Genomic DNA, 17,218 nt, shown 5'->3' with positions numbered 1-17,218 from the left:
ACATCTTAATTTCCGAATTCTTTCAATTCAAATTGCGTGCCATCAAAAACCCCATAGGTGAAATAGCTAATCCAATCACCCAGATTAATGTAAAGGGCATGATTATTCAGTGGAATGGTAAGTGGTAAATGTCTATGACCAAACACAAAATAATCACGGTGTTTGTCCTCCAATTTACGTTTACAATAGTTTACGAGCCATTCCTTGTCTTCACCCAGGAATTTCATATCATCGTCCCCCGAAATGAGTTTGTTTTTAACAGAAAGATATTGGGCAAGACGCACGCCTATATCTGGATGTAACCAACGAAACAACCATTTGCAAAACGGATTAGTAAATATTTTTTTCATACGTTTATAGCCTGTATCTCCGGGTCCGAGACCATCTCCATGACCAATGTAAAACGTTTTACCATTAAAGGTGAATTCTTTGGGCTTGTGGTATACGGGGATGTTTAATTCTTCCTCAAAATACCCATTCATCCAAAGGTCGTGATTGCCTACAAAGAAATGTATGGGAATACCCGAATCACTTATTTCAGCCAATTTACCCAATGTTCTGGTAAATCCTTTGGGGACTACAGTACGGTATTCCATCCAAAAATCAAACAGGTCACCAAGCAAAAAAATAACGGCAGCATCTTTTTTAACCTCATCTAACCACGATACAAATTTTTTCTCACGAGGTAATGAAGCCGCTCTGGATGGCGCTCCCAAATGATTGTCTGAGGCAAAGTATATTTTTTTTCCTGCTGGAATTTGCATGTCGTAAATATAACCAAAGAAGTTATAAGTACGACATTAGAAAAACCTAAATAGTCGTAGGCTCAATTTTACCGGATGTAATAAAACGCGGATGGCCAACGGCCCTTGCTGTCTTACTGAAGAATTCACAGGTATTGCTAACGGATGCGTGAACATCTGTTTTTCCTTAAACAATACACCTGTATGACCTAGGTATGACCTCATTGTAAAAAGAGGTCCTAAAATCGATTAGAGGGCTTTGATTTCATGACTATGAACAAGGCGAGTCGTAATGGCCTTAAATATTGTCATAATCAAACCACTCTGCATAAGAGCTTTCTGTTTCCTGAAGTTTCAGGGAGTGTAGCTTAACGTAGGCGGGCAGGCGTTTTTTAATTTTTTTAGCAAAGTCCAATACCATCATTTCACTTGTGGGCTGATAATCTACCAATAAAATATTATGGCCCCGCTGCTCCAGCTCTTTAGCCAATTCGATATGAGGGGTGTTTTTGTTAAATACGGTTGCATGATCAAAAACATTAACGACCTCCTCTTTTACGATTTTTTTTAAATCTCCAAAATCGATGACCATACCATATTTTACATGGGTATTATCGGTAATGGGTTTACCAATAACCGTCACCGCAAGTTTATAACTGTGACCGTGAACATTTTTACACTTGCCGTCGTAACCATAAAGAGCATGACCGGTTTCAAAAGAAAATTGCTTAGTAATGCGTATAGCACTCATGATTTGAAAAATTAATACACAAATATATTCATTTTGTTTAACGAATACATTTTTATACTACATTAGCGCACTTTTCCCATAAAGGATCTTTGGGATAATGATATGAGTTTATTATTTGAGTCTATTGACTTTGAGGAGAATCCGTTATATGAATCCATTATTTCGGATTTAGCGCTGCGGAAATACAGTATTGTCGATCATTTTTTTAATGACGAAGAAGTGGTTTTGTTGCGGGATGCCCTTTTAAAAACCTATGAGGATGATAAGTTTAAAAAGGCAGCCATTGGGAATAGGTTAAATGAAAATGTTGTAAAGTCCATTCGCGGGGATTTAATTTTTTGGATGGATGAAACCAATGCCCATACAAACGAAAAGTTGTTTTTTAATAAAGTAAATGATTTTATAGGTTATTTAAACAAAACTTGCTTTTTAGGGATTTTACAAAAGGAATTTCATTACGCCATTTACCCCAAAGGGACCTTTTACAGGAAGCATCTCGACACCTTTCAAAATGACGACAGACGTAAACTGTCCTTGGTGTGTTATTTAAACGAAGATGGTTGGCAACCGGAGTACGGCGGTGAACTGGTATTGTATTTAAAGGAAGCGGACAAAATCATTTACCCTACTCCCGGAAAAGTTGTTATTTTTGAGAGTCAGGTTATTGAACACGAAGTCAAACCGGTTCAGGTTGAACGTCTTAGTATTACAGGGTGGCTGAAAACGAGATAATCACTTGCGTTTTCTTCGATTGACAACATAAACGATAATTAAAACCAGCGCCAGTAAAAGAAAGAGACCATTTCCGCTAAAAAAAGACATTATATCCATAATTTTTATTCCTTATTAATTCTTTTTTTGTTGTATCTGTACAAAAGATAAGCCAGTACAACCAATACTACAAACGGTATCATAGAACCAATAAAGACGCCTATTTCATAACCTTTATCCGGGGCGTTTTTAATTTTTTCTTCGATATTGACCTGTTGTAATACGGCTAATAGCATTGTTGGAATTCCTAATTTAGGCAACAAAGTTAACCATTATGGATAAGAGGTATAAAGGTTTTTCTGAATTTTATAATTAAAGGAATACCCCTGGCAATTATCCAGAGGGTCATACCCATAAAAATACCATATAATTTAAAGTCTAAACTGTCCAAATAAAATAATACAGGAACGAAGACCACAAAGGTGGAGAACAATAGCACATTGCGCAAATACTTCATTTTGCCAAGACCTTTAAAAATGCCATCAAAAATAAAGGCCAGGGTACAGAACGGCTGCATGAGTAATACGATCCAAAACACATTATAAAATGCTGCTAATACGGCTGGTTCTTTGGTAAATATCCTTCCAATGGGATAATAAAACAAGGCTCCAATAAGCCCTAAACCGGTACCAATGAAAATACCATACTTTATAAGTGTATTGCTTAGGTGTATCAGTTCTTTATATGCCTTAGCCCCTAGTAGTTTACCGGACAAAATGTTGCCGGCACTGGCATAACCATCAACGATAAAAGCCCCCAAAAACCAGAGGTTTATGGCTATGGTATACGCGGCGATATATTCGGCACCATAACTTGTGGCGAAAGCGCTGGCATAATACAGGGTAACATTCAGGGCTATGGTCCTTATAAAAAGGTTCAGGATCATTAGAATGAATCGATTGATTTCCTTATTCAAAGGAAAGCGCGGTATCAGCGGAATGGATGTTTTTTTTAGTAAGTAGTAGGTTGAAAAAACAACCATTACAATTTGGGCGGCAACACTGGCGTAAGCCGCCCCTTGAATGTGCATGGCGGGGATAAATCCTTCTATGCCATACACTAAAATCACATCCAATACAATATTGGTCATGGTCCCAATAAGCGCTATAAGCATCGGGTAAAACGTATTCTGTAAACCACGGAATGCACCAAAGACAGCAATCGTGAACAAGGTAAACGGAAATCCAAGTACCCTTATTCTGTAATACACCACCGAATAGTCCAAAATGAGGTCTGAAGCATTATAGAGTTTAAAAATGGTCTTTGCAAAAGGGTAGGTGGTGAAAATGATGATCACGCTTAGTGAGGTGATGATCAAAATGGCCTGAGCAGGCAGATTTTTAATCTGTCCCAGTTTGTTGGCTCCCACATATTGCGAGACAATTGAGGATATGGCACTACGCGTTTGTCCTAACACCCATATTAACATGGAAATAAATGTGGTAACTAACCCAACGGCTGCAAGTGATTCTGTCGCATCAAGGTCAACATTACCTATTATGGCGGCATCGGTTAATGATAAAATGGGCTCCGATACGCCGGAAATTAGGGCAGGAATAGCCAGTTTATTGATATGTTTAAAGCTTATGGTCGTGTTCACAAGATCAATTCGTAACAATAGAAGGGGAATTTACTTTGCTTAGGAAAGTAAATGGCCTCTAATCTTTGATAGCCGCGAAGTTCGTAAAATTTTATATTTCTTGGATTCTTTGAAAACGTGTCTAATCTTATGGAGGCATAGTTATTTTTTATGGCATAATGTTCTGCATATTCCATAAGTTGCTGAGCATAGCCCTTACCTTGGTGCCTGGGGTGGATGGCTAACCGGTGAATATAAATGGAATGGGTATTGGCTGTTAACCAGGAAACCGGTTTGTAGATGTCATCCATTAGTGTAGAAATAGTAATGCAGCCGACCAGATCATTTCCTGCTTCCAACACAAATAATTCATGACGTTCCACATCCTTGAGGAAGGCCTGTTTGCTGGGATAAGAATCATTCCACTGAAGGATGTTTTGGGCAATCATATGTTTAGCACAGGCTTTAGTAATTGAAACAACCGTGTCGATATCACCATAAGTCCCTTTTCGAATCATTTTTATTTCTATTTATTTGAATTTTCAAATGAAAAAATTCATGTACTTTTGTACATGCATTGAGCCAAAATAGGCTTTTTAATTTAGATATCATGAAAAACATTTTAGTCCCTGTTGGTTCTTCGAAAAATGCATTGAGCCATTTACAATATGCTGTGGATTTTGCCGAGGCATTTGGAGCCAGGCTCTATGTCGTACAAGTGTATAACGTGTATACCAAGGCAGGGACCATGATAAAGGTGGACCCTATTATTGAGCGTGAAAGTTTGGCATTTTTAAATGATTTGGTATCCCAAATTGATACCAAAAGTGTTGAGGTTGTGATTAGAACCTTAAAGGGAAAATTAATTGATACTCTGGAATTGGCCTGCAAAGCTGCCGATGTGGATTTAGTTTTAATCGAGCCCAGAACGAATTCTATAAGCGATAAGGTGTTTTTAGGCGAAACTTCTGGAAAAATCATCAAACAAATGCATGTCCCGGCCTTGATCGTTCCGGAGGGCTATACCTTTTCTGAACCAAGCCATATTTTAATGGCGCTTAAGTCGGCCATTATTAAAAAAGACCATGTTCTTAAGCCTTTAAAGGATATAAAAGAACGATTTAAAGCGGTTGTAGATTTATTGCTGGTGAAAACACCGTATTACAACGATGGGGATTTTATGGTGAACGATGAATTAAGGTCCATAGTAGGTCACATTACAGAAACTGAAAACGCCACCACTTTTCAAGGCGTATTGCGTCATTACGAAGCCCATAATCCAGATATGCTTTGTGTGGTTAGGAGAAAACGAGGGTTTTTCGCCAAAAAATGGGAAAAGAATACCATATTAAAAAAAGATTTTCACAGCGCTATCCCGGTATTGGTATTAAGTGAATTGAAGTAGTTTAACATTAGGTCCTTTACTGCCATGGAATGGCCCCGGCTTTTCTTATGTGGTTCTGGAGTTGAAAACGAAGATCCTGGTATTGTTCCATATCCGATGGATTTAATGGCTGTTTTTCATAGGGGTCATTTTTTAAATCGAAAGCTTGTACAGGTTCGAAGGGGGTGTTTTGTAAAATCTTTAAATCCCCATAACGTGCGGCATAATAGGCCTGTCCTCCATAATGCCAGCCTTCCCGTCTTACCCAAAAGAGATAACGCGTATTGGTGGATTGTGGTTTACCCAATAGTGAGGGCAATAGGCTAATACCGTCAATGGACTGAGGCACGTCGATTTCTGCAACTTCACAGAATGTGGGAAATAGATCCATTAGCATGGCCAAATTTGGCGTTGTACTGTTTGGGAGGATTTTATTTTTCCAATAAAAGAATGTGGGCACGCGAATACCTCCCTCGTACATGTCCTGTTTCCCTCCTCTTAACCTTCCGTTGCTTTGGGCGTACCTGAGTGCACCACCATTGTCTGAAGTAAAGACGATCAGGGTATTTTGGTCCAGCCCGGTTTCCTTTAAAACCTTCATTATTCGGCCAATGTTATAGTCGAGATGTTCAATTAGAGCCACATTTTTTGCTCTTTTTTCAGAACTATTGGGCTGCCGTTCCATGACTTGATCCAACCATTCTTTTGGGGGTTGAATGGGAAAATGGGGCGCATTATAGGCAAGGTATAGAAAAAAAGGTTGGTCCGCTTTGTGATGATTGTTAAGAAATTCAATGGTCCAGTCGGTGAAAATATCTGTAGCATGGCCTTCAGGATTGATTTCGGTTTCATTATGTCGCATCCAATTGATCCCGCCTCTTAGATGGGTCCAATAATCATCCATCATATCCCCAAGGAAGCCTTTAAATAGTTGAAATCCCTTTTTATTAGGGAGGTCCGGGGCCTGAAGTCCCAAATGCCATTTTCCTATCATGGCCGTATCGTACCCATTTTCTCTTAAAACTTCAGCGATGCATAAGGATTGGTCCATAAGATTTCCCCAATTATCCTCCGGAATTTGTCTGATAACGCCGGGCACGCCCACCATATCGGGATATTGTCCGGTTAACAGTGCTGCACGGCTTGGAGAACAAACCGTACTGTTGGCATAAAAGTTTGTAAAGGTAAGACCGTGTTGCGCGAGGTTATCTATTGCCGGGGTTTGCATATCGGCCGCCCCCTGTACGGACAGATCGCCATTACCCAAGTCGTCTACCAAAATACACAGGATATTTGGACGTGTTGATTTATTTGTTGTTTGCCCTAAGGTCGGATAGCCTAGTGTAATAGTGGCTAATATGAAACTGAAAACTTTTAGCATCGTTGACTGTAATTTATAGAGTGTATGAGTAGTTTAATGTGCCTTACCAATATGATATTTTTCGGAAAAATATCTTGCGATAAGGGGCGCTGAATTAACAAAGTAATAGGCCCCATAGGGCTTAAGATAGCTTATATCACCCAATTCAGCCACATCCTCCTTATTCAGGATAAGGTTTGGACATCCCTGATTGTCTTCACCGATCAAGTCAACGATTTGTTTTCGCGGTCTTTCAAAATCAATAAAGCTAATGTCCAGCTCGTCTTTCAGCCTGGGGTAATAATTTAAAACACCAAGGATCATGGCACAATAGGGGCAGTAATATCTGGCCTTGTCATCCATGTTTTTATCAGAGAAATCGGGTTTAAGTAAAAATAGTTTTGCCATAGTTATGGATTTAGTGCAGTGGGAAAAACCTAATCAATGCCTGTATCTATTATTTTAAAATTTCAAAATGCCGCTTCGACCATCCCGATCAATTTTTCTTGGGTTTCAGCTGGATAAGCAGTTTCCTACCATTGGGACTCCGAACCTAGTCCCCGTCCTTCATTTGGGAACAAGGGATTTTGAATTGGTGTGCCAAAGTGACTAAGGTACTAAAAAGAAAAGTACGCTGAGGTGGAAATATAAGAGTTAACTACCGTTTGCCACCCGCTTTAATTGAAGCTAAGATACCTGTTATCGTCTTCTTCCCGAATAGGTCATCGCTTCTCCCTTGCCAAAACCGTAACTTATACCAAATGTAACAAAGCGCCCACGCAGTTCAAAATCGTAAGTTTCAAAAGTGGGTTGGTTTACAAAACGTTCTTCTTGTCTTGAGGCAAAGACATCCCTAACTCCGAGATTGAGGACTATTTTTCCGTTTAATATTTTTTTTCGCATTCCCAAGTCCAAAGAAGCAAAACCTCGTTGTTCCCCTTGTACGGTTTTAAAATCGGAGCTGTAGTTTCCGATGAATTCCAAATCAATAGCAGCAGGCAATCCAATTTTTGAACCCAATCGGGCAGACCATCGGTTACCGGTAAAATCGAATATTTGATCTTCAAAAGTACCCTTGCGGTCAAAATAGTTGAAATTAAAATCACCGGTAAGGGTCAGCCATTTTGAGGGACTGTATTTTCCATTAGTCTCAAAACCCACAGAAGCATTGGTACCAATATTTTCAGGGGAGGTTAATGTTACATTATTTTCAAAAGTGGAGACGCGTTCAACAACCTCAGTTGTATAGCGATGGTAAAGACTGGAACTCATCGATGCCTTACCAATTTTATAAATACTGGTTAATTCATAGGAATCCGTAAATTCGGGTTGCAGATCCGGGTTACCCACTCTAACATTAAAATTATTCCTAATGTTAAAGAAAGGATTTAAATCCCACAATCGCGGTCTAAAAATTCGCCTTGAATAGCCTGCTTGAAGGGAAAAATTGTCATTCAGTTTATAGGAGGTGTGCAAGGTAGGGAATAGATTGGTAAAATTTTGGGAGTTAGCTTCGTTGGTATTGGTGAGTAAGGTGCTCAGATCTGTACTTTCCATGCGCAGCCCCACTTTTAAGCCCCAGGTATCGTTCTCGTAAGCCCCGGTTACATATAGGCCCAATACCTTTTGGGTCCATTCAAAATTGTTGGTCAGGTTGTCATCGGTAATGAAGTTGCCATCTATGATATCCTGAACTTCAAAATCGTTACCAACATCATTAATAACATATTGCGCTCCTGTTTCGATGGTGTATTCTTCCGTAAGCGGATTGACGTAATCGGCCTTAAAGGTGTAATCGGCCTGTTGAAATACGGTGGCGGTACGCTGGTTACGATCTACATTGTCGCCTTCCAGGGTGGTATCGTTAAACAATGAGGATTGGTCTTTTCCAAAAAAACTTCCCAAGGCACTCCATTGAAAGGTGTGTTCTTCATTGTTTTGAAAGGTCTTTGCCCAGTTAAATTCATATTGCCACTTGGGATTGTTGGCATCTGTGGTTTCACGTCTTACCCATCGCGAAACCAGATCATTCCCATTAAAGAAACTGAAATTGGTTTCGGAGGGTTGGTCTTCAATCTCATAGGCAAAATTTCCTGAAAGGGTAAGCACATTATATTTGTTCAGGTGATAGTCTGTACCCAGGGTGATATTGAAAAAGGTTTCGTTTCTAAACTCCTCACCATAGCTTAAAATGGACTCGCCATTGGTTAAGTTACGGTTAATGGCTTTAGTATCCTCGGGTAATGAACGGTATCCTGCACCAAACTGTGTAAATAAGTTAAAGTGTTCTGTCCTGCGGTTTATACTGCCACCTATGCTGTGATTATCCGGTGTTCCGGTGTTGGCAGAAATAGAACCATTCCATCCTGCCTTTTCTTCTTTTTTCAAGATAATATTCAAAATACCCGCTGTACCCGAAGCTTCATACTTGGCTGACGGGTTGGTAATCACCTCAATACTATCTATCATATCTGCGGTAATGGTGCCCAGAGCATTGCCGGATTGATCGGCCAGTACCGAAGGTTTCCCATTAATTAGAATTTGCACACCACCACTACCGCGCAGGGTCACCTCACCTTCGATATTTACATTTACCGAAGGCACATTGTTGAGTACTTCAAGAGCACTTACGCCGGTACTGCTTATATCTGTACCGACATTAAAAACACGTTTATCCAGTTTGAATACCGTTCTGGAAACTTCACCGGTTACCACAACTTCATTTAGGGCTTGACTGTCTGGTGAGAGTTGTATAGTCCCCAAGTCTATGGTTCCATTGGAAACGGTAAACGTGGAGATGGTTTTTGTTTTATATCCCATAAAACTAATTTCCAGATAAAAGTCGGTCCGCGATAGCCTTATTTTAAATTGACCCGTATCATCGGTGGTGTCTCCTGTTATGATTTCCTTCGTATTGGAATCGTAAATGGCAACGGTAGCATAGGGAATGGGCTGTACGGTATTTTCTTCAACCAGAGTGCCAACAATAGCAATGGCTTGACCCTGTGCCATGCCCAAAGCGGAGATCACTACTACACATAAAAGGAATAGGGCATGTTGCATGAATAGGGTCATATACGTTTTTGGGGTACTGGACTTCTTTATATTGGAGCAGTCTCATGAGGTTTAAAATAAAAAACCTGTATTTAAGTTGATTTTTAAACATCAAAATGATAAAAATTCGAGAAAACGAGACAACTTTTATCTTTTAAGATTACAGAACCATCCTGACTTTAAACTAAAACGTCGAAGATACTAAAAAGATACATGTTTTTGGAATAAAATGGCACCATTACTTTGGTGCAGGTTATAAGTGGGGGTTGCCTTTGCAGAATTTGGATGGTTACTGAATCTCCTTTTCCAATCTATCAATTTGGCAATTATAACAACCGGGTTTAGCATTGTGCACTTGAATATATTTGGCTTTTTTGTTGCTGAACAGGTTTTGAATGTGAGATTCAAGGTCTTTTCCGTCCAGTGTACGGGCATCGATCATCATGCCGTCGTCATTATAAGTTCGTAAAGACAGGTGCCTATGCCGCAGCATATTTGGGATCTCATTCTTTTTTAAGTGGGCCTCCCCAGCATGATATCTAACAAATACAGGCCCTGAAGACCGGTAAGGGGAGTTTACCTTATGGTGTTCGTAATGGAAAGCCAATAGTTCCTCACCCACATGGGCGTCTTCTAAACTGATTCTGCAAGGGTAACCCGGATTTTCATCTGCAATTAGTTTACAGAAGCCTCTGGCCTTAAGTTCTTGGTCGTTGAGGTTGAGGAGATCCTCTATCTCATGGGATTTGATGCCTGTTATGATAAAATCGTATTTCATTTTCTTATCGTTCTATCGTTAGCCATTGCTCTAGGGTTCGCGCCATGTATTTGCCGTTTCCTGTTTCATGTCTCCAAACCGATTTCTTAAAAGAATCGAATTATGGGCATACCATCCGGGTTTGGCTAAAGTTTAAAAGTGGGCAGACTCGAAAGCATTGATAATTTTCTTTCGTTCATCTTGCCAACGATAATGCCCTGAAAATCCATTGTTTTGAATTACCCTATGGCAGGGAATCAAGTATGCAATGGGATTTTTACCAATGGCTGTACCAATGGCTCTCACGGCTTTGGGGTTACCTATTTTATATCCAATGTCCTGATAGGCCACTAAGGCACCAACCGGAATCTGTAACAAGGCTTTCCAGACTTGAATTTGGAATGGCGTTCCTTTAAAGTGGAGATTAATTCTGTCATGAGGCACTTGCCAGGTGTCAAAATAGGATTTAAGCAAAGTGCCATTCTTACCCAATGCCTTTTTAAAATGGGCTTTTGGAAAATCATTCATTAAGTCATCCATGGGATTGGCATCGGGATTCAGGAAACTAACTTTGCAGATCCCTTTTGGGGTTTCCGCAATTAAGGTATCTCCAAACACGGTTTGAATGACCTGCCATTGTATGCGAATATCTTCTCCCTTGTTTTTAAATGCTCCCGGCGATACCGCTTCACACTTTACAAACAGGTCATGTAACCGGCCATTTCCTGAGAGCCCGACCTCATAGGATGTTTCGAGCGTACTTTTACCTTGTAGCAACAGTGATTTTGAATGTTCAACAGTAAGGTATTGTAAGAACTGCTTGGGGGTCACTCCCGCCCAATCCTGGAACACCCGTTGTAGGTGAAATTTACTGAGGCAGACATGGTTACTGATGTCCTCCAGGGAAGGCTGGTGTATCCGATTTTTATCTAAAAATTTGATGACCTGCTCAACAACGCGATAATGGGTATTACATGTTTCCATACTACAAAGTTCATGACTTTAGGGGTTTAAAACAATCCGTTTGTTGCTTTTCTTTATAATGCGATCTCATACATGCCCGGACCCGTTGTGGTTGAACCTTTCGGGATCTATTAAGCTAGGGCTACAAGCAGCTTTATTTTTTGAATACCTGTTTGACGCTCCAATAGGTAATATCCGGAGGTCCCGTCAGGAAGTTTTTGGAATTGACCATAAAGGCTTTAAGGTGAGGCGTATTCATATGTTCCGTATTGTAATAGGAGATATCGTCCCATGCTTCATAAAGCAGAATGTTTGTACTGTCGTTTGGGTCAACATGTAGTGTTATGGATCCGAAATGAGGCTCCTTTCTCACCTCCTCCAGCAATTGGGTTAATTCTGAAACGGCAAGATCCCCTTTTTCGGGTTGGGCTTTAAAGTTTAAAAGCACAATGGTCTGTTCCTCCGAATGATGATCTGAAATGGTTTCAGAAGGCCACCACGCCATTAAAACTAAGGGTAATACGATGAATACGGTAAGTCCCGCTAAACTTTTGATATTTTTCATACAGATGAATTTAATGATTAATAGTTATTTTTCCTTGATTTTCAACACCAATTTCAGACTCTCCAAAACATGGGGTATGTCAAATTTTGTATTGATGCGCCGGGATTTTTCAAAGACCAATAATATACTTGTCATCGCCTTGGTCACAGGGGTCGCGCTAAAATCAGTAATTGTTAAAAGCTACCTTGTTACAAAACATGATCTATTTCAAAGCCATTAGCGCAATTCTATTTTATCGATCAAGAGCTTAAAATGTTCTTCTTTTTTGTTCCCGATTAAAAAGGCCAATTCTTCAATATAGGCCTCTGAAAAATTCGGTTTATCCAGTCGTCTTCCCCTAAAAGAGGGGTACATGTCCCTAAGAGGAATTTCTATTTCCTGCCAATTTCCGGAAGTTGAAAAAGGGGTTATATAGGCATAATAATCTCCCGAATTGGATTTTATTCTAAACTGATATGGCTTTCCATCACCTTTTATATGGAGTACGATTTTCGTGAAATCCAAAATTAAAGTTCTTTCAAAAGTGTACCTCACTAAAGAAAAGCCTCCATTGTTATCCAGGGAGATGGTCCCAGTGAAAACGCCGTGACCATCAGGACTTATTCCGAAGGAACCTGACGATGTTCCACCCATAACCACATCATCGACAATCACCCAGTTTTTTATATCTGAATTCGAATTAAAATCGAATAGTAGCTGTGACCTCATAGACGTAAATAGGACCAATATAACAATTAAGAATTTCAATTTATGTCTTTTCTGTTTTGATTACAGAGGCATGCCGAATGCATAAAAATTAAGCACATCCCATTATAGTCCTTAATATATGGAATTTATCTCAACAATTGCCAATGTAAACATAGGGGAGGTATTTATTTTGATAAACTAATCACCAAGGTTAGGCCAATCCAAAGTAAAAGCTGAGTATACCCAGGGTATTAAAAAAGCCATGAAGTATAATCATAAACCACAAATCGTATTTGCGTATGTAGAATATTATGGATAAGATTGCTCCCATAGATGCTGCAACAAGTTGTCCTGTAATGCCTTGCTGCATGTGCATATATCCGAAAAAGCTACAAAATATGAGAATATTGATGGCAAGACTGATTTTGCTATCTCCAAAGAATTTAAAAAACTGTCGCATAAAATAACCTCGAAAAATAATTTCTTCTCCAAATCCCGCTGTAGCCCACACTACTAATAACCAGACGATGGTAACTTGAAGATTTCCTTCCAGTTGTCTCATGCTTGAATAATCAATGGGTACTCCTGTTAGCATCTCAATTCCAGGAACTATTATAATGACATAAAAAGCAAAGAGTCCTATGGCTGCTAACGGAGCAAGTATAAGGAGATTTTTTACATTGAATTTTGCACGTTGAAACCCAAGCGCTGAAAAGGGTTTTCCTTTGTATTCTATAGAGTTAGCTATAATTATGATGATAGAGATAATTATATTTTCAAAAGGTGTTCTGGTGATTGGCCCAAAGTACATGAAACAAATAATGGCCAGGGTGACTAATGGAATTACTGTTTGTTTAAGAGTTACTTTATTCATCTTTCTATTTTTTTAATTTTATAATGAGCGTAACATAAATTTTCGCTATCTACCTAGAAAGCTGTTGAGGTTAACTATAGTTAAGGCTGGTTGAATTGTAAAATGCATGCTTTGGATATATTTATTCCATTCATCTTAATTTTAGTTCAGCTGTCTCTTAAGTTTGTTTGCCGACAAACGGATAAACACACTCATGTGTTTATCTGTTAATTTTTAAAGATAAGTCCTACATACTAATTATCATAATAAATTTAATTATTACACCAAATAAAAAATCATTTGGTGATGGGGTCTGGTGGTGGGTTTTTTTGATAAAAGGGGTTGCTAGGAATAAATTCTCCACATCACACTATAACTGATGTGGCTTAATATAATGTGTAAAATTAAAAATAAGGATATCGAAGATTTTCAGATAAGCCCAGTTTGTTTATGTTCACATAATATCTTTTTAAATTGGCTATAGTGCTTTTAGCGTGACTGTTGTATTGAAGTATCTGAAGGATTTGTCAGGTAGAAAGTCAAACAACATACAGCTAGACCTGTGTTAGCGATATTTATTCTTATATTGCTTAATGAGTTTAGCATAATAAATTTTGTATTCTGGTGTTGGGTATTCACAAAGATAAATCTTAGTTCCATTTTCTCTGAAATATCTATTATCAATAGTTGCTTTTAAAGTAACTTTTTTAAAACGTTTAGGCAATATGCTATCCGGATTAAAGTCATTATGCAAATCAGAATGAACCCATATCAGATAATCTTTTGAAAGGCTGTCGACCGACCAAAATACAAAACTGCCATTAAATGAAATCGGTTGAGGGATATTATTCTTTTTTCCGTAAAACATTACTGCTCCCGCCTGTCCATAATGATAACAAAAAATATTACAGTTATTTTTGTTTTCTGTACCTAATTCCAAGAAAATATCATTTACGGTTTTCCCGATGTCTTTCCAACCCGTCATATCTGACATATCTTGCGGTAAATCATGATAATCGCCGTCTTCCCATCTGTAGGCTTTTTCTTTAAGTGCTTTTTCAAATGTCATTAAAGGAATACCATCGAAAGAAAATGAAATATACAGACCTAGAAACATAAACAATACAAGGAAACTGGAAACATAAATCAAATATTTCTTTATATATTTTTCAGTAAAATAAGCTCCAAAAATGAAAAGTATCGGATACAAACCCAGTGTATAATAAGATTTTCCTTTCCCCAATGCTATTAAGGCAACAATAAAAATGCAAATAAGTCCAAATATCCGGTACTGATTTTCTTTTTTATAAAATAACAAAACCAACAATCCGGTAATCCACAAAAAGATTGTATGAGCATTCATTAACAATTGGTCAAACAAATAATCAGAAAGCTTGACATTTACCAGTTGTGTATCGTGCAATTCGGACATGTGCATAAGCACCGGCCAGTTATGTAGATATTGCCAAAGAAGGTTTGGGAAAATAATAATTAAACCAGCTACTATGGCAAATAAAAAATATTTTGATAGATATAACTTTCTGTATTGAGAGATTAGTAATGAGATGGCAAAGGCCACTACAAAAAACACCATAGAATACTTATTTATAAATCCAAAACCAAAAACAATTCCTATCCAAATCAATATTTTAGGATTGTTTCGTTTTATCAATAATAAAATTAGATATGTTGAAAGTAGCCAGTAGAAGTGCTCAACACAAACTGGTTGCAAAAGATAATTAGTGTGTAAAAAGGATGGGGAAAGTAAATATGAAAGGCTTCCGAGTGATATTGCAATTTTTTTACCCCCCAATTCTTTAATTGCCAGACCGATAATTACAATACAAAATGCCCCTATTAATGCTGGGAAAAAACGAATTGCAAAAACAGTATTTCCAAAAATTAAAGTCGCAAGCTTACATATAATAGCAACAGTTGGTGGCGCTGAAAAGTAACCCCATGCAAGATGTTCACTCTGTGCATAATACAAATAATCGTCGCGATGCAACTCAAAATTTGAGATTACCAATAAATGTAAAATTAATTTTAAGGAAGCAAATAGTATTATTAATTGTAACTCGCCTGTTATTTTATTTTTCCTTCTATCGATTTTCAAGTTCCGTTTTTCCATTGTTTAAAAGTTATTAATATTGGGTCTTGAAAATTGCTGCTAACGTAGGAATAAACAAATTGGATACATATCCATTATGTATATTCCTTTAAAGATAAATAAATTTTATTTCGCTATCCTGAATTGGAAATTTTCACCTAATACTAGGCTGTAATATTTTAAACTTCTGCCTATAATCACTAATACAGATGTAAAAGTTTACGAAGGAGAAAGAAGAAGAATTTATAAAAGACTTTGATGGTATTTATTTCAGTAATATTATCGGTTTTAAAAAATAATATGGTGTTGGGATTTTTATAATAAGGAGTTACTTCTTGGAATAGATTCTCCACACCACACTATCACAGATGTGATATAATATGTTGTGGTACGTCATTTTTTATTGGAAATCAAAATCAGGTTCTCTTGAACCATATTTTGCGCAATTTGATTGCATTATGACTTATCTTTTAGTGCATTTAGAGCCCAGGCAATCAAAAAGAATCCTATCCCAGTAATAATTGGAGGAAGCATTATTTTCGGAGCATAAAAACCACCTAAGTAAATCATAAATATTCCCAGTACTATTAACAAGATTGCTGCTATTGCTAAAATTTTGCTTTTGTACATATTTGACATGATTATTGAACTAATAATAAATTTCAAAGACCTAGAGATTGTAGAATACAGAGCCTACTAGAATTCAATATTAAATGTACCACAACTAATGAATAAACGCAATTGTGGTTATCTCCATTATATTTATATCTCTAAAATACATAAAATTATAATGGGACTAAGAAATTTTTCTAAACATCATACTAATTGTGATGATGTGGTGTGATGATTTATTAATTATTTGTTTTTGTATAGAATATCATGACGAAAGTAAAAAATTGTTATGCTCATTGATTTACTATTATTTTTGAAGTGAACTTTTTTATTAAACTTATAACGTTAGTCTTTTTTATTTAAAGGAAGTCTAGATTTTAAGAACTTAATTTGGCCGTTATGATTAGACATGTGTTCGCAAGCGTGAAACCAACGCCAAAATTTGTTTATAGGCACTTCTGATGTCGCGACGAATTCGTCAAGTGAAAGCAACCATGTATCATCTTTTTCTTTGAGACCAGCTAAAGAATCTTTCCTTACCGCATCCATTATCTTTAGATAATATTCAATCTCATTTCCCTTAATGGTTTTGCTGGATGGGTCGCTCAGGTTTCTTGCAGGATACCAGAATTTAAGTTCTTCTTCATTCAAAGGACGATTTTCCAGTGTTCCGATTTGATGAAATTTTTCACTAGAAGTAATGTGTAAGATTAGGGCACCAATTGTATTCGCATTCTCGTCAAACTGGTAGTCAAGTTCTTCGACAGTTAAATCCCGAATGGTTTGCTTTACCTGGCTGGTCATGTTTTCTAACATGGAAACTAATGTTCCAATTAAAGGGGTGTATCCTTTTCTTGGTCCAATCATAAATAACCCTTCTTCAATCGTATTGTCCCGGTCCGATGCCTTAAACGCTAGACTAGTTAAAGCCAAAGTCGATGTTAATGCTAAAGTTTTTCCTATAAATGACCGTCTTGATGATTTTTCTATTTCATTCATATTTCTTTATTTATGTTTTTTTGATTCTCG

17 protein-coding genes are annotated in these 17,218 nt (G+C 37.7%); 2 read left to right on the top strand and 15 right to left on the bottom strand.

Features of this window, described 5'->3' with window-relative positions:
- Positions 1 to 5 precede the first annotated feature (5 nt).
- Positions 6 to 764, bottom strand: a complete 759-nt coding sequence (locus MR054_RS07415) for a UDP-2,3-diacylglucosamine diphosphatase (protein WP_242157239.1) — start codon at positions 762 to 764, stop codon at positions 6 to 8.
- Between the two features lie 277 nt (positions 765 to 1,041).
- Positions 1,042 to 1,494, bottom strand: a complete 453-nt coding sequence (locus tag MR054_RS07410; RefSeq protein WP_242083417.1) for a 6-pyruvoyl trahydropterin synthase family protein — start codon at positions 1,492 to 1,494, stop codon at positions 1,042 to 1,044.
- 102 nt (positions 1,495 to 1,596) lie between these two features.
- Between MR054_RS07410 and MR054_RS07405 the strand changes: the two genes are divergently transcribed.
- A complete protein-coding gene (locus MR054_RS07405) occupies positions 1,597 to 2,226 on the top strand; it encodes a 2OG-Fe(II) oxygenase (protein WP_242083416.1) in 630 nt (209 codons plus the stop codon).
- A gap of 104 nt (positions 2,227 to 2,330) precedes the next feature.
- Here MR054_RS07405 and MR054_RS07400 read toward each other — a convergent pair whose 3' ends face one another.
- The 3 genes from MR054_RS07400 to MR054_RS07390 are packed head-to-tail and all read right to left on the bottom strand — an operon-like array spanning position 2,331 to position 4,362.
- Positions 2,331 to 2,501 (bottom strand): hypothetical protein, encoded by a 171-nt coding sequence (locus tag MR054_RS07400; RefSeq protein ID WP_242157238.1) that lies wholly within the window; start codon positions 2,499 to 2,501, stop codon positions 2,331 to 2,333.
- Positions 2,502 to 2,530: 29 nt separating this feature from the next.
- Positions 2,531 to 3,865, bottom strand: coding sequence for an MATE family efflux transporter (locus MR054_RS07395; RefSeq protein WP_242157395.1), 1,335 nt, complete (start codon positions 3,863 to 3,865; stop codon positions 2,531 to 2,533).
- Entirely contained in the window at positions 3,862 to 4,362 is a 501-nt protein-coding gene (locus MR054_RS07390) for a GNAT family N-acetyltransferase (protein ID WP_242157237.1), read from the bottom strand. The genes MR054_RS07395 and MR054_RS07390 overlap by 4 nt, the downstream gene beginning before the upstream one ends.
- Positions 4,363 to 4,454: 92 nt before the next feature.
- On the opposite strand from MR054_RS07390, the gene MR054_RS07385 reads away from it, so the two are divergent.
- Positions 4,455 to 5,249, top strand: a complete 795-nt coding sequence (locus tag MR054_RS07385; RefSeq protein ID WP_242083413.1) for a universal stress protein — start codon at positions 4,455 to 4,457, stop codon at positions 5,247 to 5,249.
- A gap of 16 nt (positions 5,250 to 5,265) precedes the next feature.
- On the opposite strand, the gene MR054_RS07380 is transcribed toward MR054_RS07385, so the two are convergent.
- The 10 genes from MR054_RS07380 to MR054_RS07335 form a co-directional block, all read right to left on the bottom strand.
- The gene (locus MR054_RS07380; RefSeq protein ID WP_242157236.1) at positions 5,266 to 6,609 is read right to left on the bottom strand and encodes a sulfatase family protein; all 1,344 of its coding nucleotides are present in this window, start codon (positions 6,607 to 6,609) and stop codon (positions 5,266 to 5,268) included.
- Positions 6,610 to 6,642: 33 nt separating this feature from the next.
- Positions 6,643 to 6,996: a DUF3088 family protein gene (locus MR054_RS07375; RefSeq protein ID WP_242157233.1), complete on the bottom strand. Its 354-nt coding sequence runs from the start codon at positions 6,994 to 6,996 to the stop codon at positions 6,643 to 6,645.
- 291 nt (positions 6,997 to 7,287) lie between these two features.
- Positions 7,288 to 9,663, bottom strand: a complete 2,376-nt coding sequence (locus tag MR054_RS07370) for a TonB-dependent receptor (protein WP_242157232.1) — start codon at positions 9,661 to 9,663, stop codon at positions 7,288 to 7,290.
- Between the two features lie 268 nt (positions 9,664 to 9,931).
- Positions 9,932 to 10,420, bottom strand: coding sequence for a DUF1203 domain-containing protein (locus tag MR054_RS07365; RefSeq protein ID WP_242157231.1), 489 nt, complete (start codon positions 10,418 to 10,420; stop codon positions 9,932 to 9,934).
- Between the two features lie 132 nt (positions 10,421 to 10,552).
- Entirely contained in the window at positions 10,553 to 11,383 is an 831-nt protein-coding gene (locus MR054_RS07360; RefSeq protein WP_242157230.1) for a bifunctional helix-turn-helix domain-containing protein/methylated-DNA--[protein]-cysteine S-methyltransferase, read from the bottom strand.
- 133 nt (positions 11,384 to 11,516) lie between these two features.
- Positions 11,517 to 11,927: a putative quinol monooxygenase gene (locus tag MR054_RS07355; RefSeq protein WP_242157229.1), complete on the bottom strand. Its 411-nt coding sequence runs from the start codon at positions 11,925 to 11,927 to the stop codon at positions 11,517 to 11,519.
- Between the two features lie 216 nt (positions 11,928 to 12,143).
- Complete coding sequence (locus MR054_RS07350; protein WP_242157228.1) at positions 12,144 to 12,635, bottom strand: CIA30 family protein; 492 nt, start codon at positions 12,633 to 12,635, stop codon at positions 12,144 to 12,146.
- A 190-nt stretch (positions 12,636 to 12,825) separates the two neighbouring features.
- Positions 12,826 to 13,488, bottom strand: coding sequence for a CPBP family intramembrane glutamic endopeptidase (locus MR054_RS07345; protein ID WP_242157227.1), 663 nt, complete (start codon positions 13,486 to 13,488; stop codon positions 12,826 to 12,828).
- Positions 13,489 to 14,032: 544 nt separating this feature from the next.
- Complete coding sequence (locus MR054_RS07340; protein ID WP_242157226.1) at positions 14,033 to 15,598, bottom strand: glycosyltransferase family 39 protein; 1,566 nt, start codon at positions 15,596 to 15,598, stop codon at positions 14,033 to 14,035.
- A 936-nt stretch (positions 15,599 to 16,534) separates the two neighbouring features.
- The gene (locus tag MR054_RS07335; RefSeq protein ID WP_242157225.1) at positions 16,535 to 17,188 is read right to left on the bottom strand and encodes a DinB family protein; all 654 of its coding nucleotides are present in this window, start codon (positions 17,186 to 17,188) and stop codon (positions 16,535 to 16,537) included.
- Positions 17,189 to 17,218 lie beyond the last annotated feature (30 nt).

The sequence above is a fragment of the Aestuariivivens sediminis genome, assembly GCF_022662105.1.
In the GTDB taxonomy this organism is placed as follows: Bacteria; Bacteroidota; Bacteroidia; order Flavobacteriales; family Flavobacteriaceae; genus Aestuariivivens; species Aestuariivivens sediminis.
This window is presented reverse-complemented; position numbering and strand designations above follow the sequence as displayed.

Coding starts and splice junctions, on each gene's coding strand:
- MR054_RS07380 (WP_242157236.1), bottom strand. CDS start 6,609: ATGCTAAAAGTTTTCAGTTTCATATTAGCCACTATTACACTAGGCTAT.
- MR054_RS07385 (WP_242083413.1), top strand. CDS start 4,455: ATGAAAAACATTTTAGTCCCTGTTGGTTCTTCGAAAAATGCATTGAGC.
- MR054_RS07410 (WP_242083417.1), bottom strand. CDS start 1,494: ATGAGTGCTATACGCATTACTAAGCAATTTTCTTTTGAAACCGGTCAT.
- MR054_RS07360 (WP_242157230.1), bottom strand. CDS start 11,383: ATGGAAACATGTAATACCCATTATCGCGTTGTTGAGCAGGTCATCAAA.
- MR054_RS07375 (WP_242157233.1), bottom strand. CDS start 6,996: ATGGCAAAACTATTTTTACTTAAACCCGATTTCTCTGATAAAAACATG.
- MR054_RS07365 (WP_242157231.1), bottom strand. CDS start 10,420: ATGAAATACGATTTTATCATAACAGGCATCAAATCCCATGAGATAGAG.
- MR054_RS07415 (WP_242157239.1), bottom strand. CDS start 764: ATGCAAATTCCAGCAGGAAAAAAAATATACTTTGCCTCAGACAATCAT.
- MR054_RS07335 (WP_242157225.1), bottom strand. CDS start 17,188: ATGAATGAAATAGAAAAATCATCAAGACGGTCATTTATAGGAAAAACT.
- MR054_RS07340 (WP_242157226.1), bottom strand. CDS start 15,598: ATGGAAAAACGGAACTTGAAAATCGATAGAAGGAAAAATAAAATAACA.
- MR054_RS07350 (WP_242157228.1), bottom strand. CDS start 12,635: ATGAGGTCACAGCTACTATTCGATTTTAATTCGAATTCAGATATAAAA.
- MR054_RS07370 (WP_242157232.1), bottom strand. CDS start 9,663: ATGACCCTATTCATGCAACATGCCCTATTCCTTTTATGTGTAGTAGTG.
- MR054_RS07400 (WP_242157238.1), bottom strand. CDS start 2,501: ATGCTATTAGCCGTATTACAACAGGTCAATATCGAAGAAAAAATTAAA.
- MR054_RS07345 (WP_242157227.1), bottom strand. CDS start 13,488: ATGAATAAAGTAACTCTTAAACAAACAGTAATTCCATTAGTCACCCTG.
- MR054_RS07390 (WP_242157237.1), bottom strand. CDS start 4,362: ATGATTCGAAAAGGGACTTATGGTGATATCGACACGGTTGTTTCAATT.
- MR054_RS07355 (WP_242157229.1), bottom strand. CDS start 11,927: ATGAAAAATATCAAAAGTTTAGCGGGACTTACCGTATTCATCGTATTA.
- MR054_RS07405 (WP_242083416.1), top strand. CDS start 1,597: ATGAGTTTATTATTTGAGTCTATTGACTTTGAGGAGAATCCGTTATAT.